General features: G+C 71.3%; 22 protein-coding genes. 10 read left to right on the top strand and 12 right to left on the bottom strand.

Annotation, left to right across the window (positions count from 1 at the left end; genetic code table 11):
* Positions 1-50: 50 nt before the first annotated feature.
* Together ABTY62_RS41725 and ABTY62_RS41720 are read right to left on the bottom strand one after the other, a co-directional pair.
* Positions 51-845, bottom strand: a complete 795-nt coding sequence (locus ABTY62_RS41725; protein WP_352134602.1) for a protein kinase family protein — start codon at positions 843-845, stop codon at positions 51-53.
* Between the two features lie 1,018 nt (positions 846-1,863).
* Positions 1,864-2,298 carry an ATP-binding protein gene (locus tag ABTY62_RS41720; RefSeq protein WP_352134601.1) on the bottom strand — a complete coding sequence of 145 codons (435 nt, stop codon included), beginning with the start codon at positions 2,296-2,298 and terminating at the stop codon, positions 1,864-1,866.
* Positions 2,299-2,482: 184 nt separating this feature from the next.
* On the opposite strand from ABTY62_RS41720, the gene ABTY62_RS41715 reads away from it, so the two are divergent.
* The 6 genes from ABTY62_RS41715 to ABTY62_RS41690 all read left to right on the top strand — a co-directional run bounded on the left by ABTY62_RS41715 (position 2,483) and on the right by ABTY62_RS41690 (position 5,744).
* Positions 2,483-3,358, top strand: a complete 876-nt coding sequence (locus ABTY62_RS41715; RefSeq protein WP_352134600.1) for a helix-turn-helix domain-containing protein — start codon at positions 2,483-2,485, stop codon at positions 3,356-3,358.
* Positions 3,355-3,555 (top strand): DUF397 domain-containing protein, encoded by a 201-nt coding sequence (locus ABTY62_RS41710; protein WP_352134599.1) that lies wholly within the window; start codon positions 3,355-3,357, stop codon positions 3,553-3,555. Before ABTY62_RS41715 ends, ABTY62_RS41710 begins: the two co-directional genes overlap by 4 nt.
* Before the next feature lie 99 nt (positions 3,556-3,654).
* Entirely contained in the window at positions 3,655-3,855 is a 201-nt protein-coding gene (locus ABTY62_RS41705) for a DUF397 domain-containing protein (protein WP_352134598.1), read from the top strand.
* 98 nt (positions 3,856-3,953) lie between these two features.
* Positions 3,954-4,154, top strand: a complete 201-nt coding sequence (locus ABTY62_RS41700; RefSeq protein ID WP_352134597.1) for a DUF397 domain-containing protein — start codon at positions 3,954-3,956, stop codon at positions 4,152-4,154.
* 307 nt (positions 4,155-4,461) lie between these two features.
* A complete protein-coding gene (locus tag ABTY62_RS41695; protein ID WP_352134596.1) occupies positions 4,462-4,809 on the top strand; it encodes a hypothetical protein in 348 nt (115 codons plus the stop codon).
* A gap of 71 nt (positions 4,810-4,880) precedes the next feature.
* Positions 4,881-5,744, top strand: coding sequence for a methionyl-tRNA formyltransferase (locus ABTY62_RS41690; protein WP_352134595.1), 864 nt, complete (start codon positions 4,881-4,883; stop codon positions 5,742-5,744).
* Positions 5,745-5,748: 4 nt separating this feature from the next.
* Here ABTY62_RS41690 and ABTY62_RS41685 read toward each other — a convergent pair whose 3' ends face one another.
* The 3 genes from ABTY62_RS41685 to ABTY62_RS41675 form a co-directional block, all read right to left on the bottom strand.
* The gene (locus ABTY62_RS41685) at positions 5,749-7,980 is read right to left on the bottom strand and encodes an ATP-binding protein (RefSeq protein WP_352134594.1); all 2,232 of its coding nucleotides are present in this window, start codon (positions 7,978-7,980) and stop codon (positions 5,749-5,751) included.
* A 213-nt stretch (positions 7,981-8,193) separates the two neighbouring features.
* On the bottom strand, positions 8,194-8,817 hold the full coding sequence (locus ABTY62_RS41680; protein WP_352134593.1) for a DUF6879 family protein: 624 nt from the start codon (positions 8,815-8,817) through the stop codon (positions 8,194-8,196).
* Complete coding sequence (locus tag ABTY62_RS41675) at positions 8,804-9,079, bottom strand: hypothetical protein (RefSeq protein ID WP_352134592.1); 276 nt, start codon at positions 9,077-9,079, stop codon at positions 8,804-8,806. The genes ABTY62_RS41680 and ABTY62_RS41675 overlap by 14 nt, the downstream gene beginning before the upstream one ends.
* Positions 9,080-9,282: 203 nt before the next feature.
* Between ABTY62_RS41675 and ABTY62_RS41670 the strand changes: the two genes are divergently transcribed.
* On the top strand, positions 9,283-10,797 hold the full coding sequence (locus tag ABTY62_RS41670) for a serine/threonine-protein kinase (protein ID WP_352134591.1): 1,515 nt from the start codon (positions 9,283-9,285) through the stop codon (positions 10,795-10,797).
* Positions 10,798-10,867: 70 nt separating this feature from the next.
* Here the strand turns inward: ABTY62_RS41670 and ABTY62_RS41665 are convergent, their stop codons facing one another.
* The 7 genes from ABTY62_RS41665 to ABTY62_RS41635 form a co-directional block, all read right to left on the bottom strand.
* A complete protein-coding gene (locus ABTY62_RS41665; protein WP_352134590.1) occupies positions 10,868-11,530 on the bottom strand; it encodes a response regulator in 663 nt (220 codons plus the stop codon).
* A complete protein-coding gene (locus ABTY62_RS41660; RefSeq protein WP_352134589.1) occupies positions 11,527-12,765 on the bottom strand; it encodes a sensor histidine kinase in 1,239 nt (412 codons plus the stop codon). Before ABTY62_RS41660 ends, ABTY62_RS41665 begins: the two co-directional genes overlap by 4 nt.
* Positions 12,766-12,779: 14 nt before the next feature.
* Positions 12,780-13,559, bottom strand: coding sequence for an ABC transporter permease (locus tag ABTY62_RS41655; protein ID WP_352134588.1), 780 nt, complete (start codon positions 13,557-13,559; stop codon positions 12,780-12,782).
* Entirely contained in the window at positions 13,556-14,467 is a 912-nt protein-coding gene (locus ABTY62_RS41650) for an ABC transporter ATP-binding protein (protein WP_352134587.1), read from the bottom strand. Before ABTY62_RS41650 ends, ABTY62_RS41655 begins: the two co-directional genes overlap by 4 nt.
* A 137-nt stretch (positions 14,468-14,604) precedes the next feature.
* Positions 14,605-16,011: a coenzyme F420-0:L-glutamate ligase gene (locus ABTY62_RS41645; protein ID WP_502997624.1), complete on the bottom strand. Its 1,407-nt coding sequence runs from the start codon at positions 16,009-16,011 to the stop codon at positions 14,605-14,607.
* Positions 16,008-17,000 (bottom strand): 2-phospho-L-lactate transferase, encoded by a 993-nt coding sequence (gene cofD / locus ABTY62_RS41640; protein ID WP_352134586.1) that lies wholly within the window; start codon positions 16,998-17,000, stop codon positions 16,008-16,010. Before cofD ends, ABTY62_RS41645 begins: the two co-directional genes overlap by 4 nt.
* 12 nt (positions 17,001-17,012) lie before the next feature.
* The gene (locus ABTY62_RS41635) at positions 17,013-17,546 is read right to left on the bottom strand and encodes a cysteine dioxygenase (protein ID WP_352134585.1); all 534 of its coding nucleotides are present in this window, start codon (positions 17,544-17,546) and stop codon (positions 17,013-17,015) included.
* Between the two features lie 671 nt (positions 17,547-18,217).
* Here ABTY62_RS41635 and ABTY62_RS41630 point away from each other — a divergent pair.
* The 3 genes from ABTY62_RS41630 to ABTY62_RS41620 all read left to right on the top strand — a co-directional run bounded on the left by ABTY62_RS41630 (position 18,218) and on the right by ABTY62_RS41620 (position 24,192).
* Complete coding sequence (locus ABTY62_RS41630; RefSeq protein ID WP_004952403.1) at positions 18,218-18,481, top strand: WhiB family transcriptional regulator; 264 nt, start codon at positions 18,218-18,220, stop codon at positions 18,479-18,481.
* Positions 18,482-18,649: 168 nt separating this feature from the next.
* Positions 18,650-22,645: a glycosyltransferase gene (locus tag ABTY62_RS41625; protein ID WP_352134584.1), complete on the top strand. Its 3,996-nt coding sequence runs from the start codon at positions 18,650-18,652 to the stop codon at positions 22,643-22,645.
* Entirely contained in the window at positions 22,642-24,192 is a 1,551-nt protein-coding gene (locus ABTY62_RS41620) for a DUF5719 family protein (protein WP_352134583.1), read from the top strand. Before ABTY62_RS41625 ends, ABTY62_RS41620 begins: the two co-directional genes overlap by 4 nt.
* Positions 24,193-24,304 lie beyond the last annotated feature (112 nt).

The raw sequence follows: 24,304 nt of genomic DNA, 5'->3' as shown, positions 1-24,304 counted from the left end.
TGATCACTTACCTGTCCGCACAGGCCCCGGGACGCTGCCGATCACGCGGTTCACAGGTGCACGCCTCGGTGTGTGGCCCACGCCTCGGTTGCCTCGGCCATGGCTGCCAGCCACCGCTCTTCGGGCCTCCGAAGGGCCCTGTGGCGGCTCATGCGGGCGTAGGCCACGGCAAAGGCGTCGATGGCCTCCGGGTCGGCGTTCGTCCACGCCGTGCATTTGGACGCCCACGACTCGGCGCTCTCCGGCGTGTGCTCGGCGGCGACGAGCTGCACCACGAGCATGGCCGGATCGATGAACGCCGCGCCTCTGGTCGGCCAGGACCAGTCCACGACCCAGGACCGCCGGCCGATGAGCAGGTTGCTCGGGTTGATATCCGCGTGGAGTAGCGCGTCGCCCCGGAACAGGGCTGGAGCGCCCATGTCGGCGAACCAGTCCCACCGGGTCTCGGTCCAATCCCGGACGACCCTCGGAAGCTCCACGTCGTGGATGCGATTGAGAAGATCCACCACCACCGGCAGGTCTGCTGAGCCAGGCGTGAAGTCGCTCTCTCGTCCCTTGACCATTTCGAACCCGAGGACGATCCATTCCTCATCTTCAGCTGACCAGAGCAGGGCCGGGGCGACCGATCGAACGAACGGGTTGATCACCTTCTCCCGCACCATCTGATCACGCCGACCACCGGGGCGGTTCTTCATCGCCTTGACGAAGAAAGGCCCGTTCCCGCATTCGACGACGGCAAGGAGATCCGTGCTGAACCCGTGCCCGTCAGGCGGACCGATACGGGTCACCCGGCCCGTGTACGGCCTGATCAGCGCCCTGAACCCGGGGCCGGGATCGAGAGCCATCAGGGCGCTATCTCCTTGGGTTGCGGTACGTGGACGGAGTGCCTGGGCGGCATCCCTGATCACCATCAGAGGCGCTCAACGATGGGCGTACGAAGACAGGTTGAGTGGGAGTAGACCGCCGATAGCGTGACACGCCGACAGCGGGCCACCGAATTCCCGGCGTCCGGGAGTGCAACTGCTGCTGAGAGCCCCGTGTTCTAGAGTCTGGCGCGTGCCGCGCGCCAGACTGTGCGCAGTTCTGCCGCTGTTTCGCAGTCTTCGCCGTGTGTCCGGCACCGGTCCTTGCAGACTGCGGCGTGCGTAATGAACGCGGACCATGCCTGTGACTCAGCCTCGCGGGCCGGCTTCTTGTCCGCGCCGGCGGGCCGGTGCTGTACGGCAGCGGACGTCTCGTCGTCGGCCCGTGTGTGTTCGGTCATGGGGTTACCTTTTTCGGGCCGGTGACCGGTCCACCCATGCCCAGCGGAGCGAGAGGGCGTGCTGCCGCTCCTCGTGCATGATCAGGTAGGCCCGTACAAGCGGTCCCGCGACCACCCACTCCGTCGGTGGTGCGGAGGGGTGCGAGGGAAGCTGTGGATTGCGGCGCGTTCGCTGGGAGGGGATGCGGGGTGGCCATGCGTCCGGCGTCGACTGCTCGCGCACGGCTACCGGCAGCGGCCGACTGGCGGGCACCGGGGTGCCGCGCCGGTGCTTTCCGCGCGGGGAGCGATGTGGCCAGAAGCCCATCGCCCAGGCGAGGAAGCGAACGATAGGGTTTAACGACAAGGTCAACAGCTCCTGTCTGTTGGCTGGTTGCCCCAGGACGGCCTGCCCGCTGTCCTGGGGCGTTTATGTATGGGGACGCAGGGGCCCCGCCTGCGGAGTTACGGGACCCCTGCGCGGGACTCGACCAGCCGCCACGCCACGGGGGCGCAGTTACCGGGAGTCCTCTTGCACCCGTTACGCGGTGACTTTCTGTCGCGTAACGGGAACCTGCGGGGTGTGGCGGGTCGGTAGGTCTGTTCGGTTCCGTCGTACGTCAGCCAGTGCACGTGAACTCTTCTGCGATCACGAAACGCGCCCAGACGCATTTGCTGTTTTTGTTGTGCCTGTGGCCCCAGGCGTCCGCCAGCTGGGCGACGAGGTACAGCCCGCGCCCGCATTCCTCTTCGGAAGTGGGGTTCCGGAGCCGGGGGATCTTGTCGGTGTCGGGGTCGGAAACCTCAAGGAGCAAGGCCCCGTCCTGGAGAGCTACAGAGATCTCGATCTGAGCGAACGTCACGCGACAGTGGCGGATGGCGTTGGACAGCAGTTCGTCAGCCGCCAGGGTGACGTCGTCGGCGAGGGGGCCGCTGATCCCCCAGTCCGCGAGGGTCTTCCGTATGCGGGTTCGTGCACCCGGGACGTTGCGCTTGTGCTTGGAGACACGGAAGGTGTCCCGGCGTCGGTCCGCCGCCGTAGCGGTGGTGGGCATGCGGTTACCCCCTGACTGATCGTCAAGATTACGCCGTGTAGCGGCGCGTGCACCAAGACTAGAGGGCAAATCGGCAGCTCCGCAACAATGCTGTCCCGCATACATGCCATACGCGCCTCTATCGTGTGTGCAAGCCCTACAGTGGTCCCGATACGGGACGGGGCGTCTGGAGAGAGGGGAAGCGATGCCCGTAGGAGGACGGCCGACCGTGCGCAGTAGGCGACTTGGCGCAGCGCTCAGGAGGTATCGACAGGGCGCCAAGCTCGACCAGCCTCAAGCGGCCGAAGTGCTTGGGGTGCATCAGACCAGGGTCAGCCGGATTGAAGGCGGGCACTCCACCGCTCGAATCATCGAAATCCGCGCGCTGTTGAGCGCCTATGGAGTCGATGACCCTAAAGTCCGCATAAAACTTGAGACGTTGGCCAAGAACGCAAATAGGCGAGGCTGGTGGCTTGAGCATGCGGCGCACCTTCGGCAGGACCTTCTGGATCACATCTCGCTTGAGGATGACGCAACCCACATTCGGGAGTGGCAGCCCACATTGATTCCAGGGCTGCTGCAAGTTCCTGCGTATGCAGAAGCCGTCATCACCAGCAACGCGGACTTTATCGACCCCAGCAAGGTTCCGAGTCTGGTCAAAGTGAGGGGGGACAGGCAGGCAAGGATCGACGAGACGGAAGGTGCGGCGAATTACACGGCAATCATCTGGGAGCCGGTAATCATCCACCCCATTGTCAAGGTCGAAATCCACCAAGAACAACTTGCTCGCATCCTCGAAGTGAGCAAGCGGCAGAACGTAACGCTGCAGGTGCTGCCCCTCTCGGCTGGAGTCAAGGCCACAATGCCGTCTGCGTTCTCTTGCTTCTCGTTCGATGCAGAGCCCACTGTGGAAGCCGTGACGCTGGACAACCTGCGTGGTTCGTCCATCCTCGAAGGAACAGAGGACCTTACGGCTTACACACTGGCATTTGACCAGCTACGATCGGCAGCACTGGGCCCGGATGCAAGCGCAAGGCTCATCCGGGGCGTACTGCGGAGAAGCAAGGAAGAATCAAAGTGACCCCTGAGGCAATAGGGCCCTACCGGAAGTCTTCATATTCCGGCGGAGAAAATAACTGCGTGGAGATCGCGGACATGTCCAACAACGGTCGTGCCGTGCGGGACAGCAAGGCTCAGCGTGGCCCGCATCTGACGTTCACGGGCGGGGCATGGCAGGCGTTCCTCCTGAGTGTCAAGCGACGGGATTTCGACCGCTAGGCAGCTCGACGCAAGGGGACCCGGCAAACCGTTGCCGGGTCCCCTTGAAGGCTCACGGCTTATCCGGCGCGCACTGCGAAGCGGCAAGGAAGATGAATAGTGACCCCTGAAGTCATGGGTGCCTTCGTTAAATCGTCCTACTCGGGCCAGAACAATAACTGCCTGGAGATTGCGGCCACGTCCGGGGGCGGCCGCGCCGTGCGGGACAGCAAGGATCGGCGTGGTGCGCATCTGACGTTCACGGGAGGCGCATGGCAGGCGTTCCTCCTGGGCGTCAAGCGGCAGGAGTTCGACCGGTAGACGACTCAGGCGCGAGGCACCCCGGGCAAACTGTTGCCGGGTCCCCTTGAAAGATCACGACTCATCCGGCGCGCACTGCGGAGCAATGAGGAGGAAATGTGACTCCTGAGATTGTCGGCCCGTATTGGAAGTCGTCATATTCCATGCAAGAGGGCAATTGTGTGGAAATCGCGGACACGATCGACAATGGTCGTGCTGTACGGGACAGCAAGGATCAGCGTGGCGCGCATCTGACGTTCACAGGAGGCGCATGGCAGACGTTCCTCCAGGGCGTCAAGCGGCGGGAGTTCGACCGCTAGGCAGCTCAGAAGCGTGCGGGCCCCGGCAGCGACTGTCGGGGCCCTGCCTCGTTGGCAGCGTGTGTCCCAAAACCATCGCACCGGCCCCCGTGACCGCGGCGCAATGACACCGTCGCGCTGCGTCGTTGATAGCGTCCCTGCCATGTCCACTCCACAGCATCCAGGTTGGGACGCGGGCCAGGGGCCCGGTCAGGCTCCACCGGTCGGATACGGTCCCCCCGCGGGTTATGGCCCGCAGCCACCCGGTGCCTATCAGCCCCATCTCCCGTACAACCCCCAGGCCGGGGCGGGATATCCGCCTCAGCCGATGACCATGCCGGGGACGGTCCGGGCCGCGCAGGTGCTGTTTTTCGTCATGGCAGGGCTCGTCGCCCTCGGCGTCGTGCTGTCCGGTGACCCGGAGAAGGCCGGGGCGATCGTCGGGGCGAGTTTTCCCGTGATCGTTGGCTTTGTATGTGCGCTCCGGTTCGGTAACAGCGGGCCCGGGAACAGGACGACAGCGATTGTCTTCGCTTCCTTGATGATCGCCGTCGGGTTCGGCGCGATGGGACAGCGTCAACCGGCGGGTCTGGTCGAGTTGGTGTTCGGCATCGTGATCGTGGTGCTGCTGTCGCAGCGGCAGTCCGCCGAGTGGTTCCGCCGGATCCGTTCCTGAGGTAACCGCGTTCACACTTGCCGAATGACACTCTTTACGGCGTAAACCGGCCGGTCACCCCAGGAGATGCTATGAGTGGGCACCTGAGGATCGTGCTGTTCTCGCACTCCGCCGACGGCTTCGCCATCGCGCACAGCGCGTGTGAGGCGGTGGGACATCAGCCGGTTGCGTACGTGTACGCGCGTGCGTCGCGGCCTGGGCGCCGCAGTGGTCCGGGAGCGCCGACCGCGGCGGCCGGCATTGTGGAGTCCCTTCCCGCGGGGGTCGACCTGCTGCTACCCCGCAGCGCCGCGGGCCTGGCGCAGGCGCTGCCGGGCTACCGGCCCGATCTGCTGCTCTGCAACGGTTTTCCCTGGCGGATTCCCCGCCGAGTGCTGGACGCGGCACGGCTCGGCGGAATCAACGTGCATCCGTCCTTGCTGCCGCGTCACCGGGGCCCCATTCCGATCCATTGGGCGATCCGGGCCGGGGATCGCGAAACGGGAGTCACTGTCCACTGGATGGACGAGGAATTCGACACCGGCCGGGTGCTCGTCCAGCGCGGTGGTGTGCCGCTGGAGGACGAGGTGGTGCCGGACGAGCTGTTGGCCCGTATGGACGACCTGACCAGCGAACTGCTTCCGCTCGCCTTGCGGCGCGCTGACGCCGGTGACGCCGGCGACCCGCAGGACGAGGCGAAGGCGACCCACGCGGGCTGGATGGGGGAGGACTTTCGCCGCGTGGACCGGACCCGGACCGCGCGGGAGATCCACAACCAGGTCCGCGCCTCCCGGTTCGGCGTATACGACCCGCCCGGCCCCGTCGTTGAGGTGAACGGCCGCTGGGTGTCGGTGCTGCGCACGCGCACCGATCCGGACGAAGGGGGCGTACGGATCGAGTGCGCGGACGGTCCGCTGTGGATCGTCGAGTCCCGGGCCGTGGAGCGGCCGGAGTAGCCGGTCACGCTCCTTCGAGGGCACGGCCGATCCGGGTACGGAGCTCGGCGGCCCGCGGATCCTCGTAGCCGGCTGTCAGGGTCAGCGCCTCGGACCAGTGCGTGCGCGCCTCGTCGGACTGGCCCGCCGCGTCCAGCGCGGCGGCGAGCCCGTCGAGAGCCAGGGCCAGTTGCCAGTCGTTGCTCAGGTCGCGATGCGTCGCCGCCGCAGCCCGATGGAAGTCGGCCGCCTCGTCGAACCGCTCGAGCTGCTGGTACGCCTCTCCCGCGCCCTGCCAGGCTCGCGCCTCGCGCGAGCGGTCACCGAGCTGCCGCTGGAGGACGGCGGCCCGCTGGTACGAGGCCAGGGCGTCCTCGGCGTGGCCGGTCGCCTGCTGAGCCCGGCCCAGGGTGAGCAGCCAGTACCCCTCCCACATGGTGTTGCGATGGCTCACCGCGATGTCCACTGCCTGCCGCGCGTATCCAAGAGCCTCTTGCGGCTCGCCCTGTTCCAGACAGGAGGCGCTGAGCAGCCGAAGGACGTTGCCCTGCCCACCCTTGTTGTCCAGCGCGCGGAACTTCTCCAGGGCGCTTTGGGCGAGGTCACGGGCCTGGTCCGCCGCTCCGAGTTCGTACGCCACCTCGGCGGCGTTTGCCAGGGCGACGGCCTCCCACTGGGGGGCACCGATCTCCCGGAAGATCGTCAGCGCCTCGTCGAAATAGCTCTTCGCATCGCTCAACCGCCGCTCCCTGAGGCGGATCAGGCCGATGTCGTTGAGGGAGAGCGACTCGCCCAGCCGGTCTCCGCACTCGCGGCGGATGGCGAGGGCGCCCTCATGGAAGTCCGCCGCTTCGGACAGCCGGTGGGACTGGGTGCAGGCCATGCCCAGGCTTTCCAGGATCTCGGCCTCGGCGCCACGGTCACCGAGCCGCCGCGCGGCCCGCAGGCCGATGTGCCCCATGGCCAGCCAGTCCTCGAACGGGTTGAGCAGCATATGGATGCCGCGCAGCACGACCGCCAACTGCCAGGCGATCTCGTCCAGTCCCGCCGCCTCTGCCTGGCGGGCGACGGCCATCAGGTTCGCCGACTCCAGCTCGTACCAGGCCATGGCCTGCTCATAGCCGTCGAAGGTCAGGGCGGCGACACCGGCGTCCAGCGGGGTGAGCGGGATGTGGGCCTCTCCCGGATTGATCCACCCCTGGGCCGCGTCGGCAGCGTGTACGTACCAGGTGAGGACCCGGCGCACCGCGGCCGCGCGGGTCTCCGGTGTCTCCTCGTACTGGGCCTGGTCGGTCGCGTAGGCGCGCAGCAGGTCGTGGAACTCGTAGCGGTCGGGCGCGGTCTGTTCCAGCAGATGGGCCCCGGCGAGGGAGTCCAGCAGGCGATGGGCCCGGGCGGTGCTGAGGCCGGCGACCGCGGCGGCGGCCGGCACTCCGAAGGCCGCTCCCGGATGCAGGCCGAGCAGTCGGAACAGCGTCGCGGCCTCGGCGGTCAGCGCCCGATAGGACCATGCGAACACCGTTCGTACGGCGTCGGCCTCCGGCTCGTCGCCCACGCTCAGGGCTTCCCAGAGCGACGATTCGTCGCGCAGGTCCCGTATCAGGTCGTCGAGGTGCGTCCAGGGGCGACTCGCGGCACGCTCGGCGGCGATCCGCAGGGCCAGCGGGAGCCGGGCGCACAACTGCGCCAGCTCGGCGAGTTTCTGTCCGTCGTCTTCGGTCCGGTAGTCGGCGGTGACGACGGACAGCAGCTCGACGGCATCCGGCTCGTCCAGCATCCCGAGCGTCAGCCGGCGGGCCCCGTCCCGGACGCTGAGCCCCGACAGACGGCTGCGGCTGGTGACCACGACCAGGCACCCCGCCGTACCGGGCAGCAGAGGGCGCACCTGGGCCACCGTGGCGGCGTTGTCGAGGACGATCAGCATCCGCCGTTCGGCCAGCAGTGACCGGTAGAGCGCCGCGGCGGCTTCCTCGTCCCGCGGTATCGCCCGAGCGGGAACGCCCAGCGCGGCCAGGAACCGGTTCAGCGCCTCATGAGCGGTCACCGGCGAGCCCGGGTCGTAGCCGCGCAGGTTCACGTACAGCTGGCCGTCAGGGAAGGATCGGGCGGCCTGGTGCGCCCAGTGCAGGGTGAGCGAGGTTTTGCCCACCCCGGCGGTCCCGGCGATGACATAGACGCATACGACCAGGGGTTCGCCGCCCTGCGACTGGTCGTCGAGGACCGTGTTGAGCCGCCGCACCTCACTGCCGCGATTCACAAATCCACGGACGTCGGCGGGGAGTTGGCGTGGTTTCGGCGCGTCATAACCGGAGCGGCGCTCGCCGGCATGGAAGTGAACGCCGCCTTCGATGTCTCTCGCCTGGACGACGTCGGACGCGGAGCCCGACAGCTCCGAATGCGTGCCATGGGGTCCATGCCCCGGCCCGCGCTCCGCGTCCTCGCCGTGCTGCTCACTGTGTCGGCTGATCGTCTACTCCACATGGGGCGGTGGCAGGTGCCTTATGTTTTCGTCGAAGTACGGGATCAGGTCCTCGCCCGACTCGTAGAGATCCCTGATGAATGCGCGACACCGGTCGGTGGTCTCGGCATCGGAGTAGTGGATGGCCCCGTCCAGAACGCCCTGCCGCGTATAGCGGATCTCGTAGACGGTGCGCTCGCCGAGCGTCAGCAGCTCCGGCAGCGGCCCCTCCTTCTCCAGGAACCGGACGCGCTCCGGGCTCACCACTCGGATTCTCTCCCCGCACTCCGCGCGCAGCCGCAGTAGGTGCAGCTCCCACTGGAGATAAGGGGTGAGTGGTTCCTGGACGACGCGGACACGGAAAAGAGTGGTCCCGCGCCTCTCGTTCTCCTCCGAGAACTCCCTGAGATAGTCGCGCTCTTCCTCGATGAGTCTCAGAGCGCCACGCCAGTCGCCGCGGTCGAACGCCTCCCAGCTGGCGAAACCCGGCTCCCGGAAATGCTGGCACCGCTCCAGCTTCCATGAGTCCTGCCCGTCGATCGTCCACTGGCGCTGCCGGAAGTCACGGCGATAGCTGTCCAGATCGAGAGGCGCGCCGCGCGACGTTTCGAGGCGGATACCGTCAAGGCCGAGCATCGGGAATATCCGGTTTCGCCGTGCTCAGCATCGCACCCGGCAGGATCACCAGTCGCTCATCCGCGGCGATCCTGACGTCGTCGGGCAGCCGGGCCGCGTAGGTCTCCGTGAGGTCCCGGCCGATTACCGCGATGTCGCCGTTGTCCAACTGCCAGATGTCGGGGCACCCGTCGCGGCCACCGGTGGCGTTCAGCTCCTTGGCGGACTTCCCTAAGCGCCGCTCGAACGAGGCCGCGGGGTCGGCCTCCCAGGCTCGCTCCATTACCTCTCCCATCCCGCACCACGGAAGACAGTGACTACTCACTGTATGCATGTCGGGCACTCATGGCAACGGATTGTCGATCACGCGTGGGATTATCTGCGCGATCCTGAGCGAGATTGGCCGAAACTCTGACCCGGCCTTGGTGCTCAGCGGTAAGCGCACCAGGGGACGGCGCAGACACTGGCCGCCATGCCGGTCATGCCATGCTGGGTCCCGCTACGAGGCCGATGGGGGAACAGATGGCGAGCGAAACACGTGTGGGCCACTTGGTCGCGGGACGCTATCGGCTCATCGGCGAATTGGGTTCCGGCGGGTTCGGACGAGTGTGGAAGGCCCGGGACGAGAGTTTGCGGGTCGACGTTGCGCTCAAGGAGGTCACGCTCTCCTCGGCCGGGTCCGGCGCGGAGCGTACAGAGCGGGTGAACCGCGCCATCCACGAGGCCCGCAACGCCGCGCGGCTGCGCACCCACCCCAACATCGTGGCCGTCCACGACGTGGTGCGGGAAGACGATGTGCCGTGGATCGTCATGGAGTTGGTGACCGGGGACACGCTGGAGGGGGAGATCCGCGAACGTGGCCGCGTCCCGGCCGCGGAGGTATGGAGGATCGCCCAGGCGGTCCTGGGAGCGCTGCGGGCGGCGCATGCGGCCGGGATCGTGCACCGCGACGTCAAGCCGTCCAACGTGATGCTCGCCGCCGACGGCCGGGTCCTGCTGGCCGACTTCGGCATCGCCGTGCACGATGCCGACACCGCACTGACCGCAACCGGCGGGGTGATCGGCTCCCTCGAGTACATCGCGCCCGAGCGGATCGGGCACGGCGACGACAGCCCCGCCGGCGACCTGTTCTCCCTGGGCGTCACCCTCTACCACGCGGTGGAGGGTGTCTCCCCGTTCCACCGCGCCACCCCCACGGCCTCGGTCGCAGCCGTCATGGCGCACGAGCCGGACCCCCCGAAGTACGCCGGCGAACTCGCCGGACTCCTCACGCGGCTGCTGGACAAGGCCCCTGCCACCAGGGCCACCGTCTCCGAGGCGCTGGCGATGCTGGATACCGGCCCGACCGTCCCCGTCCCCGTACCCGAGAGGCCTACAGCCGTTACGTCCCCTGCCGGTGCCCCTGGGCGTGCGGCGCCCCGAGGTGCGGTCGCGGCAGTCTGGGCAGGTCGCTCGCGCCGCTGGCGGCTGGCGGCCGCCGGTGTAGCCGGTATGGCGATTCTGCTCGCGGTCGTGCTCGCGGTGACGAACTCCACATCGGGAGACCACACGGGTACGTCCCAGGAGCCGCGTCTGTTTGAAAAGGGCGATGTGGCGCTGTGCACCAACTCCCCCGTGGTGACCTGCCCGGATCCGTCTGGCGGGAATGTCGACCTGGATACCGCGTCCCTTGGGCAGCAGGGAGAGGGGAATGCGGGCACCGACCTCGCGATCGTCCGCAACAGGCTCGCTGCCCTCGCCTCCACCGAACTCGCCCGATACCCCCACGACAGCCCTCCGGCCGGCCCGGCCGACTGCCAGTCCGGCAATGTTGACTGGAAGGGTTCCCAAACCCCTGGATTCCTGGGCAGTGACCTTTCCAAGGGCATGATCCTCTGCGTCAAGACCACCGAGGGCCGATACGGCTACCTCCGGATCGCCGAGGCCGCAAGCTACGAGGACGGTGCCCTTGGGCGGGCGAAGTTCACGTACCAGCTCTGGAAGAAGGCAGGCGACACGTAACCGTCGAGCCCGGCGGTGGCAAGGACGCGTGGAGCCATTCCGGCCGGGCCCGCTACTCCGGCCGGGCCCGCTACTCCGGCCGGACCAGCCGGGTGTCGTACGCGAAGATCACCGCCTGGACGCGGTCCCGGGCGCCGATCTTCGCCAGGATGCGGCCCACGTGTGTCTTGACGGTGGACTCCGCGACGACCAGCCGCTCCGCGATCTCGCCGTTCGTCCAGCCCCGGCCGATCGCCGTCAGCACCTCGCGCTCGCGGCCGGTGAGGGCCGTCAGGCGGGGGTCGGTTCCGGCGGGTGCGTCCGGTGTCGGCAGGTGGTGGGCGTAGCGGTCGAGGAGGCGGCGGGTCAGGGCCGGGGCGACGACCGCGTCGCCGCTCGCCACGGCCCGGATGCCGGCGAGCAGTTCCTCGGGGCGGGCGTCCTTGACGAGGAAGCCGCTCGCACCGGCCCGCAGGCCGGCGTGGGCGTATTCGTCGAGGTCGAAGGTGGTGAGGATCAGTACGCGGGTGCGGCCGCCGGACGCGACGATGCGGCGGGTGGCCTCGATGCCGTCGAGGCCGGGCATCCGTACGTCCATCAGCACCACGTCCGGCTGGAGTTCGGCGCACAGCCGTACGGCAGCCGAGCCGTTCTCGGCCTCGCCGACGAGCGCCATGTCGTCCTGGCTCTCCAACAGCATCCGGAAGCCGAAGCGCTGCATGGCCTGGTCGTCCGCGATCGCCACCGTGGTCACTGCTGCCCGCTCCGCTCGGCCGGTAGATGTACGTGTACGCGCCAGCCGCCCGAGGGCAGCGGGCCCGCGTCGAGTGTGCCGCCGTACAGCGCGGCGCGCTGCCGCATGCCGGGGATGCCCTGGCCGCCGTCCGGGCCGTTCGGGGCCCCCGAGGCGGCGCCGGAGCCCGTGTCCGTGATGCCGAGGTCGACGCCGTGCGGGGTGTGCCCGAGGGTGACTTCGGCGTGCGCGCCGGGGCCGGCGTGCTTGAGGGTGTTGGTGAGGGCTTCCTGGACGATGCGGTAGACGGCGAGCTGGAGGCCGGGGGAGAGTGCGTCGCCCCGGCCCGAGGTGGTCACCCGCACCGGCAGCCCCGCCTCGCGGACCCGGCCCAGCAACTGGTCGAGGTCCATGAGCGCGGGCTGCGGGGCCAGGTCGGCGGTCGCGTCGTGCAACATGCCCAGCAGCTTGCGCAGTTCGCCCAGGGCCTCGCGGCTGGTGTCGCCGATGGCCTCCAGGGCCTGTGTCGCGCGCTCGGGGTTCTTGCGGGCCGCGTACGAGCCGCCGTCGGCCAGGCCGGTGATGACGGACAGGTGGTGGCCGATGATGTCGTGCATCTCCCCGGCGATCCGGGCCCGTTCGGCCGCGGCGGCGAGCCGCGCCTGCTGGTCCCGCTCCACCTCAAGCTGCCTGGCCCGCTCCAGCAGCGAGGCCGTGTAGTCGCGGCGGGTGCGGACCGCGATGCCGGCGAGCACCATGACCGCGCACGTCATCAGGTACGGCACGAGCTGCTGGTCGAAGTCGCCCTCGGGCCACCGCACGGCGGAGACGGTGATCTGGGCGGCGGCGAGCGCGCTCGCCCAGACCAGCTCGGGCCAGGGCCGCCGTACCGCGATCCCGTACAGGACCGCCATCCGGATCGCCCCGGCCTCCAGAGCGATCCCGGTCCAGGAGTCGACGAACCCCGGCACCGCCAGTACGCACATGACCGCGAGGGGCCTGCGCCGCCGCCAGGCCACCGGCAGTACGAACCCGGCGCTCACCAGCCACGGCAGCCAGCCCGGCACCTCCGTCCCGTGCGCCGTCAGCTTCCACCGCGCACCGATGAGGTCGGCCAGCGCGGCCAGGGCCAGTACGCCCGTCAGCAGCAGGTCCCACACCAGCGGCCGGCGGGCGTCGAAGTCCCGTACGCGCTGGACCGCCAGGTGGAAGCGGCGGGTCAGCGACAGGGTGCCGGGGGACCACTCGGAGGCCATCGGTCCTCACCCGGTCACACGTCGCGGCGCCGCAGCAGCAGCCCCGCCGCGCCCAGCGCGACCGCTACCCAGGTGCACAGTGCCAGGAACGCAGTACCGGGGGCGAGCAGGCCCGCCTCGGAGCCCGTTGCCATCAGGGCCTCCAGCGTCCGGGAGGGGAAGTACGCGACGGCGTCCTCGCCGAACGGCAGCGCGCCCACCACCTCCGGGAGGAGCAGCACCCCGCCGATGTACGCGCCGATCCCGGCCGGGACGCCGCGCAGGGCGGCGCCCAGCGCGAGCGAGATCACCCCGATGAGGGCGATCCCGGCCGCCGCGCCGACCAGGGCGCGGGCGATCCCGGGGTCGGTCAGCGTGGCCTCCTGGTCGGTGCCGTTCAGGAAGCTCTGGGAGATCGCGAAGGTGGCGAAGGCGGTCGCGAGCAGCGTGGCGAAGGCGACCGCGCCGAAGACGGCGGCCTTGGCCCACAGCACCGGCAGCCGACGGGGCACCGCCGTGAGCGTGGCGCGGATCGTGCCGGTCGAGTACTCGCCCGCCGCCACCATGACCCCGAGGACAGCGACGATCAGCTGGCTGAACTGGATGCCGAGGAGGGTGAACTGCACCGGCCCGGTGGTCCCGTCCCCGTCCCCGTTTCCCGAGCTGTAGTTCGCCCCGACGACCGCGCCGATGGCGACGGTCAGCAGGGCGGTTGCGCCGAGCGCGATCCCCGTGGAACGCACCGACCACAGCTTGGCCCACTCCGAGCGCAGCACGCGCACGGGCGTCACACGGTAGGCGACCGTGGCGGTCATGCGGCGGCCCCCTCGCGGTACTCGACGGCGTCATGGGTGAGTTCCATGAAGGCATCCTCCAAGGAGACGGCGTGCGGGGTGAGCTCGTAGACGGGGATGCCGTGGTGCGCGGCGGTGCGCCCGATGTGCTCGCCGTCCGCGCCGGTGACCCGGAGCGTGCCGGGCGCGTCCGAGGTGATCTCGACGCCGGGCGCGGCCAGCAGGTCGCGCAGCCGCGCCGCCTCAGGGCTGACGACCTTGACCTCGCCCACCCCCGCGCTCCGGACGAACTGCTCCACGGTGGTGTCCGCCAGCAGCCTGCCGCGCCCGATGATGATCAAGTGCTCTGCGGTGACCGCCATTTCGCTCATCAGGTGGGAGGAGACGAAGACGGTGCGGCCCCCGGCCGCCAGCCCCTGGAGGAGCGTACGGATCCATCGCACGCCCTCCGGGTCGAGGCCGTTGACCGGCTCGTCCAGGATGACCGTGCCGGGGTCGCCGAGCAGCGCGGCGGCGATGCCCAGCCGCTGGCCCATCCCGAGCGAGAAGCCCCCCACCCGCCTGCCCGCCGCCTCGCGCAGCCCGACCTGGTCCACGACCTCCTCGACGCGGCGGCGCGGAATGCCGTGGGTGTGCGCGAGCGCCATGAGATGGCCGAGCGCCGTACGCCCCTTGTGGACGGACTTGGCCTCCAGCAGGGCGCCGGCCACGGTGAGCGGGGCGGGATGCTCGGCGTACGAGCGCCCGGCCACGGTCACCCGGCCGCGGGTGGGGGCGTCCAGGCCGAGGACCATGCGCATCGTGGTGGACTTGCCCGCGCCGTTGGGCCCCAGGAAGCCGGTGACCTTGCCCGGCCGGACCGTGAATGTCAGATCCTCGACCGCCGTTCTGTCCCCATACCGCTTGGTGAGTCCTCGTGCCTCGATCACGCCGCCTGCCGCCTCTCGCCGCTGGGTTTCTCCTACGGCTCTTGAACCTAGGCAGCGAGCCGGGCGGCCCCGTCCCCCCGCGGACGGAAGTTCCCCGGCCCCGTACGACCGTGGGGGGACGGCCCCTAAGGGGGTTTCTAGCGGACCACGAGGAACGCGTCCGCGTCCCGCGGCGGCCGGGCCGAGGGCGGCGCCGCCGCGCGGCCCACCGCGACCGCCCCCATCGGGTCCCACTCCTCGGGCAGCCCCAGCACCTGACGCACCACCGGGCGGCAGAACATCGTCGACGACACCCACGCCGACCCCAGCCCCTCGCCCGCCAGCGCGACCAGCAGATTCTGCACCCCGGCGCCCGCCGCCACCACGAACATCTCGCGCTCGGCCGCGGCGCGCCGGGCGTCCGGGTAGGCGTGCGCGCCGTCCGCGACCAGGCAGGGCACCACCAGATACGGCGCCTTGCGCAGCACGTCCCCGCGCCGCACCCGCTTGGCGATGCTCTCCTCGGAGAAGCCGTCGCCCCGCAGATCCGCGATCCAGGCCTCGCGCATCGCGTCGAGCAGCCGCAGCCGCGCCTCCGCCGACTCCAGGAGCACAAACCGCCAGGGCGTGGTGTGGTGCGGGGCCGGGGCGGTGATCGCGGCGGCCACGGCCCGGCGCACCGCGGCGCCCTCCACCGGCTCGTCGGTGAACTCCCGCACCGTACGGCGCAGGGTGACGGCCTCGCGGACGGCCTCGGAGGTGCCGAGCCGGAACATGTCGTCGGCGGCGCCCCGGATCAGCGGCCGGGCCCCGTCGTCGGGATCGGAGGGATCGTCGGGGGCGTCGTCTTCACCGGGGGCGGCGGGGGCATCGGCGGTGTCCGCCGGCCGTACAACATGTGGCAGACCCCGCACGACCGCCACCGGCAGCCCACCCGCCTTGCCCTTGACCAGATCGCCCGCCGCCGCCAGCTCGTCGGCCGTGGCGACCACGGTGACGCTCAGCGCGTTGCCATGGGCGTCGGTGCCGCCGCGCAGGTCCTCCAGGACCCGCACCCCCGCCGCCCCGATGGCGACGTCGGTCACCCCGCTGCGCCAGGGCCGCCCGAAGGTGTCGGTGACCACGACCCCCACCTCGACCCCGAGCGCGTCCCGCAGCCCGGCCCGGAGCCGCCGCGCCGAGGCGTCGGAGTCTTCGGGGAGCAACAGGACCGTCCCTGCGGGGGTGTTGGAGGCGTCGACCCCGGCCGCGGCCATCACCAGGCCGTGCCGGGTCTCCACGATGCGGGTGCGCCCGCGCCGCGCGACGATGCGGACCGCCTCGGCGTCTATGGCGGCCTCGCGGTCCTCGGCCTGGACGATCCGCCCCTCCGCCTTGCTGACGATCTTGGAGGTGACCAGCAGAACGTCGCCGTCCGCGAGCCCCGGCAGCCCCTCGGCGGCCGCGGCCTCGGCGATGAGCTTGGCGAGGTCGTCGCCGGGGCGCACCTCGGGGATGCCGGGCAGCGCCCACACCCGGTACGTCGGGGCCTGCGTCATGCCCGCGTGCGTCGGGGCCTGCGTCATGCCCGTACCTCCTCGGCCAGCTTCAGGGCCTCCGCGGCCATCCGGGCCGTGGCCTCGACGTCGGTCATCATCAGCGGGACGGCGCGGCAGCGGATCCCGGCGGCCTCGACCTCGCCCACGGCGGCGGCGTCCACGGTGTCCACGAGCCAGCCGTCGAGCAGCCCGGAGCCGTAGTGGCGGGCGACGGCCGCGGCGGTGGACTCCACGCCCACGGCGGCCAGCACCTTGTCGGCCATGCCGCGCACGGGCGCGTCGCCGACGATGGGGGACAGGCCGACCACGGGCACCCCGGCGTCGGCGATGGCCTCCCGGACGCCGGGCACGGCCAGGATGGTGCCGACGCTGACGACGGGGTTGGAGGGCGGGAAGAGGACGACGTCGGCCGCGGCGATGGCCTCCAGCACCCCGGGCGCGGGCTTGGCCTGCTCGGCGCCGACGGGGATGACGGCGTGGGCGGGCACGGAGGCGCGCAGCCGCACCCAGTACTCCTGGAAGTGGACGGCCTTGCGCGCGGGGCGGCCCTCGCCGGCCCCCTCGGCAGCCGGCGCGTCGGGGTCGTCGATCAGGACGTGTGTCTCGATGCGGTCGTCGGTCATCGGCAGCAGCCGCACGCCGGGCTGCCAGCGCGCGCACAGGGCCTCGGTGACGGCGCTCAGCGGATAGCCCGCGCCGATCATCTGCGTCCGGACGATGTGTGTGGCGAAGTCCCGGTCGCCGAGGCCGAACCACTCGGGCCCGACGCCGTACGCCGCCAGCTCCTCCTTGACGGCGAAGCTCTCGTCCGCCCGGCCCCAGCCCTGGTCCTCGTGGATGCCCCCGCCGAGGGTGTACATCACCGTGTCGAGGTCGGGACAGACCTTGAGGCCGAAGAGGTGGATGTCGTCGCCGGTGTTCCCGATGACGGTGATGTCGGCGTCCGGCGCCGCCGACTTCAGACCGCGGAGGAAACGGGCGCCGCCGATGCCGCCTGCCAGAACCACAATGCGCATGCGGACATACTCTCAGCCGCCTAGGACATCCAATGTGTCCGGGGCGTCCGGAACGCGGCCTTCCGCCAGTTCTCGCACCGCGTCCTGCGAGGGGTGCATCGGCATGTCGGTCAGCCCGGGGAAGTAGATGTGCAGGCTGACGGCCGGTTCGAGTGCGTCGTTGACGACGTCGTGGACATAGCCCGGCGCGAAGACGCGCTGTGCGCCCGCTGTCAGGGTGTGCCGCCCGCCGTGTCCCACCCGCTCGGTCAGCTCGCCTTCGAGGACGGTCAGCACGCCCGAGGACGCGCCGTGGTCATGGGCCCCGCTGCCCTGGCCGGGGACCCAGCTGAGCAGCCACACCTCGTAGCCGGGGCCGGTGCGCAGCCGGTGGTACCAGCGGCTGGTGGCGTCGTACTGGACCAGGGGCGCCCAGCGGGCGCGGTCGGCGGCGATGGAGCGGGCCAGTCCGGCGAAGGCGGAGACGGTGGTGGGGTGTGCGGGTGCGGGCGGCAGCAGATGCGGGATGGCGAGCGGGTCACCGGCGATCTGGACGTCGCTGTTCATGGGGGTCCTCGGCGGAAGGTGGCGTGGCGGGCGCGGGGGCGGCCGCGCGGCGGCGGCTGCGTAAGACGGCTGTGTGAGGCGTCTGCGTAAGACGGCTCAGCGAGGCGGCTGCTGCGCGAGATGGCTGGAGCTCAGGGGCGTCGACAGGCATCAACAGCTGGAACAGCGACAGCGAGCCTGCACGGCGCAGCGGAACCCGTGGTTGCGGGTCGGCTGGGGCGCGGGGGTCACTGACATGCGGACTAGGAGACCGGGTCGCCGACCCCCGTGTCAACTTGACGTCCGGATGGTGGGCGAAGTTTCACCTCATCCGGTTGAGGGAAGGGCGGAGGGGTTTGTGCCGGGCGGGAACCGGTCAGACGGCGCAACACCCGGAGCGCCCGGAGTGCAACGGGATCGGCCTTCGTGACGTCCTCCTCTGTGAGTAAGAGAAGGGACGCGAGTGGCGATCGGGGTAGGTGTCGGCTTTAGGCTGATTTGAACACTTTCTGCTTCGCCTTGGTTCCGCAGAGTGAATAAGGGGCTCAATAGCAGATCTCGGCTTGACTGGCCCGGATCGGCACACTTGTAATTTCACTCGTGTCGTTTCTGCCCGACGCGCCGACCGACCGACCGACGGACCGACGGCAGGGCAGCGGACATGGGGACGCAATGACAGACGAGGGGCGCACATGACCGAGTTGTTCCAGCAACTGCTGGTCGAAGAGGCGGACGAGGAGCTCGGTTGGCAGGAGCGCGCGCTGTGCGCCCAGACCGATCCCGAGTCGTTCTTCCCGGAAAAGGGCGGATCCACCCGTGAGGCGAAGAAGGTCTGCCTCGCCTGCGAGGTCCGTTCCGAATGCCTCGAGTACGCCCTTGCCAACGACGAGCGCTTCGGTATCTGGGGCGGTCTGTCCGAGCGGGAACGCCGCCGACTGAAAAAGGCAGCCGTCTGACCCCACGCCATACCAGACCTGAACCAGCGGTCCGTCTCCCGTCCCTTGGCGCCGGGAGGCGGACCGCTGTGTACACAGCCGTTAGTGTGGGGCCCCGTCCGAGACGCGCGGGCGCAGCCAAGGGCGCGCGCGTCCACCGCAGTCCAGCGAACCGGGGCCTGTACCTCGATGTCCGTGCACAGTCACCCGGCGGCCCAATACCCGGCCGCCAACGCCGCGTTTGCGCCCGCCCAGACGGCGGTATCCGCTCCCGCCCAGACGCCTGAGTTCCCCCGCCATGTCGTCACCGCCGTGCTCGTCGCCCATGACGGAGCCCGCTGGCTGCCCGACGCGCTGGCCGGGCTGCTCGGCCAGGAGCGGCCCGTCCAGAGCGTCGTCGCCGCCGACACCGGCAGCGCCGACGACTCCGCGCAGCTGCTGGCCGACGCCCTCGGCCCCGACCGGGTGCTCCACCTCGCCCGCCGCAGCGGCTTCGGCACGGCCGTCGCCGAGGCGGTCCGGGGCGCCGAGGTCCTGGGCCCCGACGAGCTGCCGTACCTCAAGCGCCCCAGCGGCTGGGACCCCGTCAACCGCACCTGGCGCGACGACGCGTACGACATGCCGGAGCTGCCCCACGGCGAGCCCGTCCAGTGGCTGTGGCTGCTGCACGACGACTGCGCCCCCGCGCCGGACGCCCTCGCCGAGCTGCTGCGGGTCGCCGACGACCACCCGCGCGCCGCGATCGTCGGCCCCAAGCTGCGCAGCTGGTACGACAGCAAGCAGCTGCTCGAAGTCGGTGTCAGCATCGCCCGCAGCGGCCGCCGCTGGACCGGCCTGGAGCGGCGCGAGCAGGACCAGGGCCAGCACGACCAGGTGCGGCCCGTGCTGTCGGTGTCCAGCGCCGGCATGCTGGTGCGCCGCGACGTGTGGGAGGAGCTCGGCGGCTTCGACCCCCGGCTGCCCCTCATGCGCGACGACGTGGACCTGTGCTGGCGCGCCCAGGCCGCCGGCCACCAGGTGCTGATCGCGCCGGACGCCGCGCTGCGCCACGCCGAGGCCGCCGCCCGCGAGCGGCGGCCCATCGACTGCGTGGGCCGCTCCGTCGCCGACCCGCACCGCGTCGACAAGGCGGGCGCGGTCTACGCCCTGCTGGTCAACAGCCGCGGGTCGGCCCTCCCGTACGTACTGCTGCGGCTGCTGGTCGGCACCATGGTGCGCACCCTCGCGTATCTGGTGGGCAAGGTGCCCGGGCAGGCCCTGGACGAGGTCGCCGGGCTCTTCGGCACCCTGCTGCGCCCCGAGAAGATCCTGGCCGCGCGGAAGCGGCGCGGGCGGCCCGTGGTCGAGAAGGACGAGCTGCGGCCGCTGTTCCCGCCGCCCGGCGCCACGGTGCGCGCCACCGCCGAGCAGATCGCCGGCCACTTCGGCAGCCGCTCCGATGCCGAGCTGTCCTCCGGCGGACGGCACGGGGCCGTGGAGTCCGGTCCTGGCGACGAGGACGCCGACTTCCTGGAAGTCGAGCAGTTCGCCCGGCTGAAGCGGATCGCGGGCAAGCCCGGGCCGGTGCTCTTCGCCGTCCTGCTGCTCGTCTCGCTGATCGCCTGCCGCGAACTGCTCGGCGGCGGCGCGCTGTCGGGCGGCGCGCTGCTGCCCGCGCCCGGCAGCGTCTCCGAGCTGTGGGCGCGCTACCTGGACGGCTGGCATCCGGTGGGGACCGGCGGGACGCAGAGCGCGCCGCCCTACCTGGCCGTGCTCGCCTCGGTCGCCACGCTCTTCCTGGGCAGCACCGGCTTCACCCTCACCCTGCTGCTGGTCTGCTCGGTGCCGCTGGCCGGCTTCACCGCGTACTTCGCCTCCCGGCCGCTCGTCGAGTCCCGGCTGCTGCGTGCCTGGGGGAGCGTCGCGTACGCCTTCCTGCCGGCCGCGACAGGGGCGCTGGCGAGCGGGCGGCTCGGCACCGCCGTGCTCGCCGTCGTGCTGCCGCTGATGGCCCGCGCCGCGGTCGCGGCGAGCGGGTTCGGGCTCGGCGAGCGGGCACGCGACGGCGAGCGGCCGAGCTGGCGCGCCACCTGGGCGTACACGCTGCTGCTGACCTTCACCATGGCGTTCACGCCCATCGTCTGGCCGATCGCGCTGCTCCTGGGCCTCGGGGTGCTCGCGGTGCGGTTCGCGGAGAGCCGCACCGAGCAGCTGACGGCGTACGGGCTGCGCTTCCTCGCGGTCGTCCTCACCCCGCTCGCCGTGCTCGCGCCCTGGTCGGCCGATCTGCTGACCGACCCGGGCCGGTTCCTGGACGAGGCCGGTCTCGGCTACACCACCGGCTCCGCGGCCGCCCTGAACCTGCTCGCGCTCAGCCCCGGCGGCCCCAAGGCAGGCGGAACGCTCCTGCTGCTCGGCTTCGTGCTGGCCGCGCTCGCCGCCCTGATGCGCGGCGAGCGGCAGCTGGCGGTCCGTACGGCCTGGGCCGTGGCGCTCACCGGCTTCCTCTTCGCCGCGCTCACCAACGGCTCCGGCTGGGCCGGGCCCGCGACCCTCGTCTACGGCCTGGCGCTGCTGAGCGCCGGTGTGGTCGGCGCGGAGGGTGCGCGGCAGCGCGTTGCCGCGCAGAGCTTCGGCTGGCGCCAGCCGGTCGCGCTGCTGATCGCGGCGGCCGCGGCCGCCGCGCCCCTGTGGGCCGCCGCGGCCTGGATGCTGAGCGGCGCGGACGGCCCGGTCGGGCGGCGCGACCCCGACCAGGTCCCGGCCTTCGTGGCGGCCGAGAGCAGCACCCGCGACCAGGCCCGCACCCTGGTCCTCGACGGCAACGGCGCCCAGGCCGACTACGTCCTGGTGCGCGGCTCCGGCGCCCGGCTCGGCGACGCCGAGCTCACCGGCGCGGCCGGCGGCGACCGCAGGCTCGACCGGGTCGTGGCCAACCTGATCGCGGGCTCCGGCGCCGACCAGACCGGCCAGCTCGGCGGCTACGCCATCCGCTATGTGGTGGTGCGCGAGGGCTCGGCGCGCCAGATGAGCCGGGTGCTGGACGCCACACCGGGGCTCACCAGGCTCAGCCAGGAGGACGGCAGCGCCCTGTGGCGGGTCGACCAGCGGATCTCGCGGGTCACCATCGTCCCCGGCGCCCAGGCGGGCGAGACGGCCGAGACGGGGGGCCAGGGCGGCTCGACGGCCGGGTCCCAGGCCGCCCCGGTGAACGTCCCCTCCGGCCCCGTCGAGGCGCACACCACCGTCCCGGCCGGCCCGGCGGGGCGGGTGCTGCGGATCGCCGACCGGGCGACGGAAGGCTGGCAGGCCACGCTCGACGGCAAGCCGCTGAAGGCGAAGACCGTGGACGGCTGGGCGCAGGGCTTCGAGCTCCCGGCGAACGGCGGACGGCTGGACCTGAGCTACGAGTCCCCCGTCACACACACCGCCTGGATGTGGGCCCAGGGGCTGCTGGCGCTGGTCCTGGTGGTGCTGGCGCTGCCGGGCCGCCGCCGTACGGTCGACGACGACCTGCCGGAGGCGGAGGCCGCGGCGGTCGCGGCCGAGGACCTGACGGGCGACGGACGTCGGGCCCGCCGGCTGCGGGCCGCCGCCGAGGCGGCGGCGCAGACAGCGCCGGATGCACCCGAGGCGGGCGCACCCGCGGCGCGCACCACCGACACGCCGGCGCCCGAGGCCCCGGGCGCGCCCCCGGCGCCGCCGGAGGTTACGGACGCGGGGCAGGAGGCCGCCGCGGCCGCCGACCCGTACGCGGCGGTGCCCCCCCAGCAGCAGTACGGCGAGTGGGACGCCCAGCCTTACGCGGGCGCGGGCGGCGCGAGCGGCGCGGGCTACGGCGGGCAGCAAGGGGACCAGTACCAGGGCGACCAGTACCAGGGCGGTGACTACTCCGGCGCCGGCTATCAGAGCGGCGAATACCAGGGCACCGGCTACCAGCAGGGCGGCGAGTACCAGGCCGGCGACTACTCCGCGGCCGGCTACCAGGGCGACCAGTACGGCCAGGGCCAGTACGCGCAAGGACAGTACGCCCAGGGCCAGTACCCGGCGGACCCGTACGCGAGCGGCCAGTACGCCGACCCGTACGCCTACGACCAGCAGCAGCCCTACGCCGACGGCGGCACGTACCCCCAGCAGCAGGGCGACACGACGTACGGCGACGCCGAGCCCGAGGCCCGCCGCGACGGGAGCGAGCAGCAGCGATGAACCGCACCACCCTGTCCCTGATCGCCGCCGTCACGGCGCTCGCCGCCGTCACCGGCGTCGCCTCGCTGACCGCGGGGTCGTCCGACGACACGGCGCCGGCGGCCAAGACCGCCACCAGGCTGCCCGTGGAGCGCTCCGCGCTCGTGTGCCCGACGCCCACCTCCTCGGACGTGGCGACCACCACCTACACCGCGTTCACGCCCAAGGTCACGGGCGCCCAGGGCGCCAAGAAGGGGACCGCCGCGCTGCTCCCCGCCCAGGGCTCGGAGGACGACGGCGCTCAGAAGGACACTCAGAAGGATCAGAAGGGCCAGAAGGGCCAGGCAGGCACGGCGAGCAAGCCCGTCGTGTCCCTCAAGGAGCCCGGGAAGCCGGTCACCGCCGAGACGGACCGCTCGGACGCCCCCGCCCTCATCGGCACCGCCGACGGCCCGCTCGCGCCCGGCTGGACCGTGCAGCAGACCACCACGGTGGCCGCGGGCAGCGGACGCGGCCTGCTGGGCACTACGTGCACCGCCCCCGACACGGACTTCTGGTTCCCCGGCACCAGCACCGCGAAGGACCGGCAGGACTACGTCCACCTGACCAACCCGGACGACAACGCCGCCGAGGTGGACCTCAAGCTCTACGGCCCGAACGGGCGGCTCAAGCCCTCGGCCGAAGAGGAGATCACGGTCCCGGGGCGGTCCACCGTCCCGGTGCTGCTCTCCACCCTGACGGACGTGGAGGCGCAGGACGCGACCCTCCGGGTGTCGGCGCGCTCCGGCCGGGTCGGGGCGGCCGTCCAGGCGGTGGATGAGGAACTCGGCAGCGACTGGCTCCCCGCCTCGGCCGAGCCGTCGGACAGCGTGGTGCTGCCCGGCATCCCGGCCGACGCGACCTCGGTGCGCCTGGTCGTCTTCGCACCCGGCTCGGACGATGCGGACCTGAAGGTGCGGCTCGCCGGGCGCAGCAGTTCGATCACCCCGGCCGGGCAGGAGTCGCTGCACGTCAAGAGCGGGATGACGGCGTGGGCCGACCTCGCGGACGTCACCAAGGGCGAGGCGGGATCCCTGGTGCTCACCCCGGAGGGCGGGGAGGGCCGGGCCACCCCGGTCGTGGCCGCGCTGCGAGTCACGCGCGGCAAGGGGAGCAGCCAGGAGACGGCCTTCATCCCCGCCACCACGAGCATCGAGCGGACCGGCACCGCGGCCGACAACCGCGCCAAGGGCTCGACGCTGTCCCTGGTGGCCCCGAGCGCGTCGGCGAAGGTGCGGGTCACCGCGTCGGCCGGGAGCGGGGGCGGCAGCCCCGTCAGCAAGACCTACGACATCAAGGGCGGCACCACCCAGGCCGTGGAGCCGCCGCACCCGTCCTCGGGCAAGGGCGGATACGCCCTGACGGTCGAGCGGATCTCGGGCGGGCCGGTGTACGCGTCCCGGATGCTGGCGCTGCCCCAGGGCGGCATCCCGATGTTCACGATCCAGCCGCTGCCCGACGACCGCGGCACGGTCGCGGTCCCGGCGGCGCGCCAGGACCTGTCCCTGCTCAACGACGGCGGCAAGTGATCCCGCGCTGACCGTTTGTGGTGAATACGGGACAGCGACACGCCGTCGTCACGGCGTGGGGGGGGGGCGGATTAACCACCACAAGAGCAAGGGGGGCGAGGGCTGCCCGGAT

The organism is Streptomyces sp. NPDC097640 (genome assembly GCF_040302705.1).
Lineage (GTDB): Bacteria > Actinomycetota > Actinomycetes > Streptomycetales > Streptomycetaceae > Streptomyces.
This window is presented reverse-complemented; position numbering and strand designations above follow the sequence as displayed.

Coding starts and splice junctions, on each gene's coding strand:
- ABTY62_RS41670 (WP_352134591.1), top strand. CDS start 9,283: ATGCTGGGTCCCGCTACGAGGCCGATGGGGGAACAGATGGCGAGCGAA.
- ABTY62_RS41625 (WP_352134584.1), top strand. CDS start 18,650: ATGTCCGTGCACAGTCACCCGGCGGCCCAATACCCGGCCGCCAACGCC.
- ABTY62_RS41630 (WP_004952403.1), top strand. CDS start 18,218: ATGACCGAGTTGTTCCAGCAACTGCTGGTCGAAGAGGCGGACGAGGAG.
- ABTY62_RS41695 (WP_352134596.1), top strand. CDS start 4,462: ATGACCATGCCGGGGACGGTCCGGGCCGCGCAGGTGCTGTTTTTCGTC.
- ABTY62_RS41655 (WP_352134588.1), bottom strand. CDS start 13,559: ATGACCGCCACGGTCGCCTACCGTGTGACGCCCGTGCGCGTGCTGCGC.
- ABTY62_RS41620 (WP_352134583.1), top strand. CDS start 22,642: ATGAACCGCACCACCCTGTCCCTGATCGCCGCCGTCACGGCGCTCGCC.
- cofD (WP_352134586.1), bottom strand. CDS start 17,000: ATGCGCATTGTGGTTCTGGCAGGCGGCATCGGCGGCGCCCGTTTCCTC.
- ABTY62_RS41720 (WP_352134601.1), bottom strand. CDS start 2,298: ATGCCCACCACCGCTACGGCGGCGGACCGACGCCGGGACACCTTCCGT.
- ABTY62_RS41635 (WP_352134585.1), bottom strand. CDS start 17,546: ATGAACAGCGACGTCCAGATCGCCGGTGACCCGCTCGCCATCCCGCAT.
- ABTY62_RS41715 (WP_352134600.1), top strand. CDS start 2,483: ATGCCCGTAGGAGGACGGCCGACCGTGCGCAGTAGGCGACTTGGCGCA.
- ABTY62_RS41645 (WP_502997624.1), bottom strand. CDS start 16,011: ATGACGCAGGCCCCGACGCACGCGGGCATGACGCAGGCCCCGACGTAC.
- ABTY62_RS41660 (WP_352134589.1), bottom strand. CDS start 12,765: ATGGCCTCCGAGTGGTCCCCCGGCACCCTGTCGCTGACCCGCCGCTTC.
- ABTY62_RS41675 (WP_352134592.1), bottom strand. CDS start 9,079: ATGGAGCGAGCCTGGGAGGCCGACCCCGCGGCCTCGTTCGAGCGGCGC.
- ABTY62_RS41725 (WP_352134602.1), bottom strand. CDS start 845: ATGGCTCTCGATCCCGGCCCCGGGTTCAGGGCGCTGATCAGGCCGTAC.
- ABTY62_RS41690 (WP_352134595.1), top strand. CDS start 4,881: ATGAGTGGGCACCTGAGGATCGTGCTGTTCTCGCACTCCGCCGACGGC.
- ABTY62_RS41680 (WP_352134593.1), bottom strand. CDS start 8,817: ATGCTCGGCCTTGACGGTATCCGCCTCGAAACGTCGCGCGGCGCGCCT.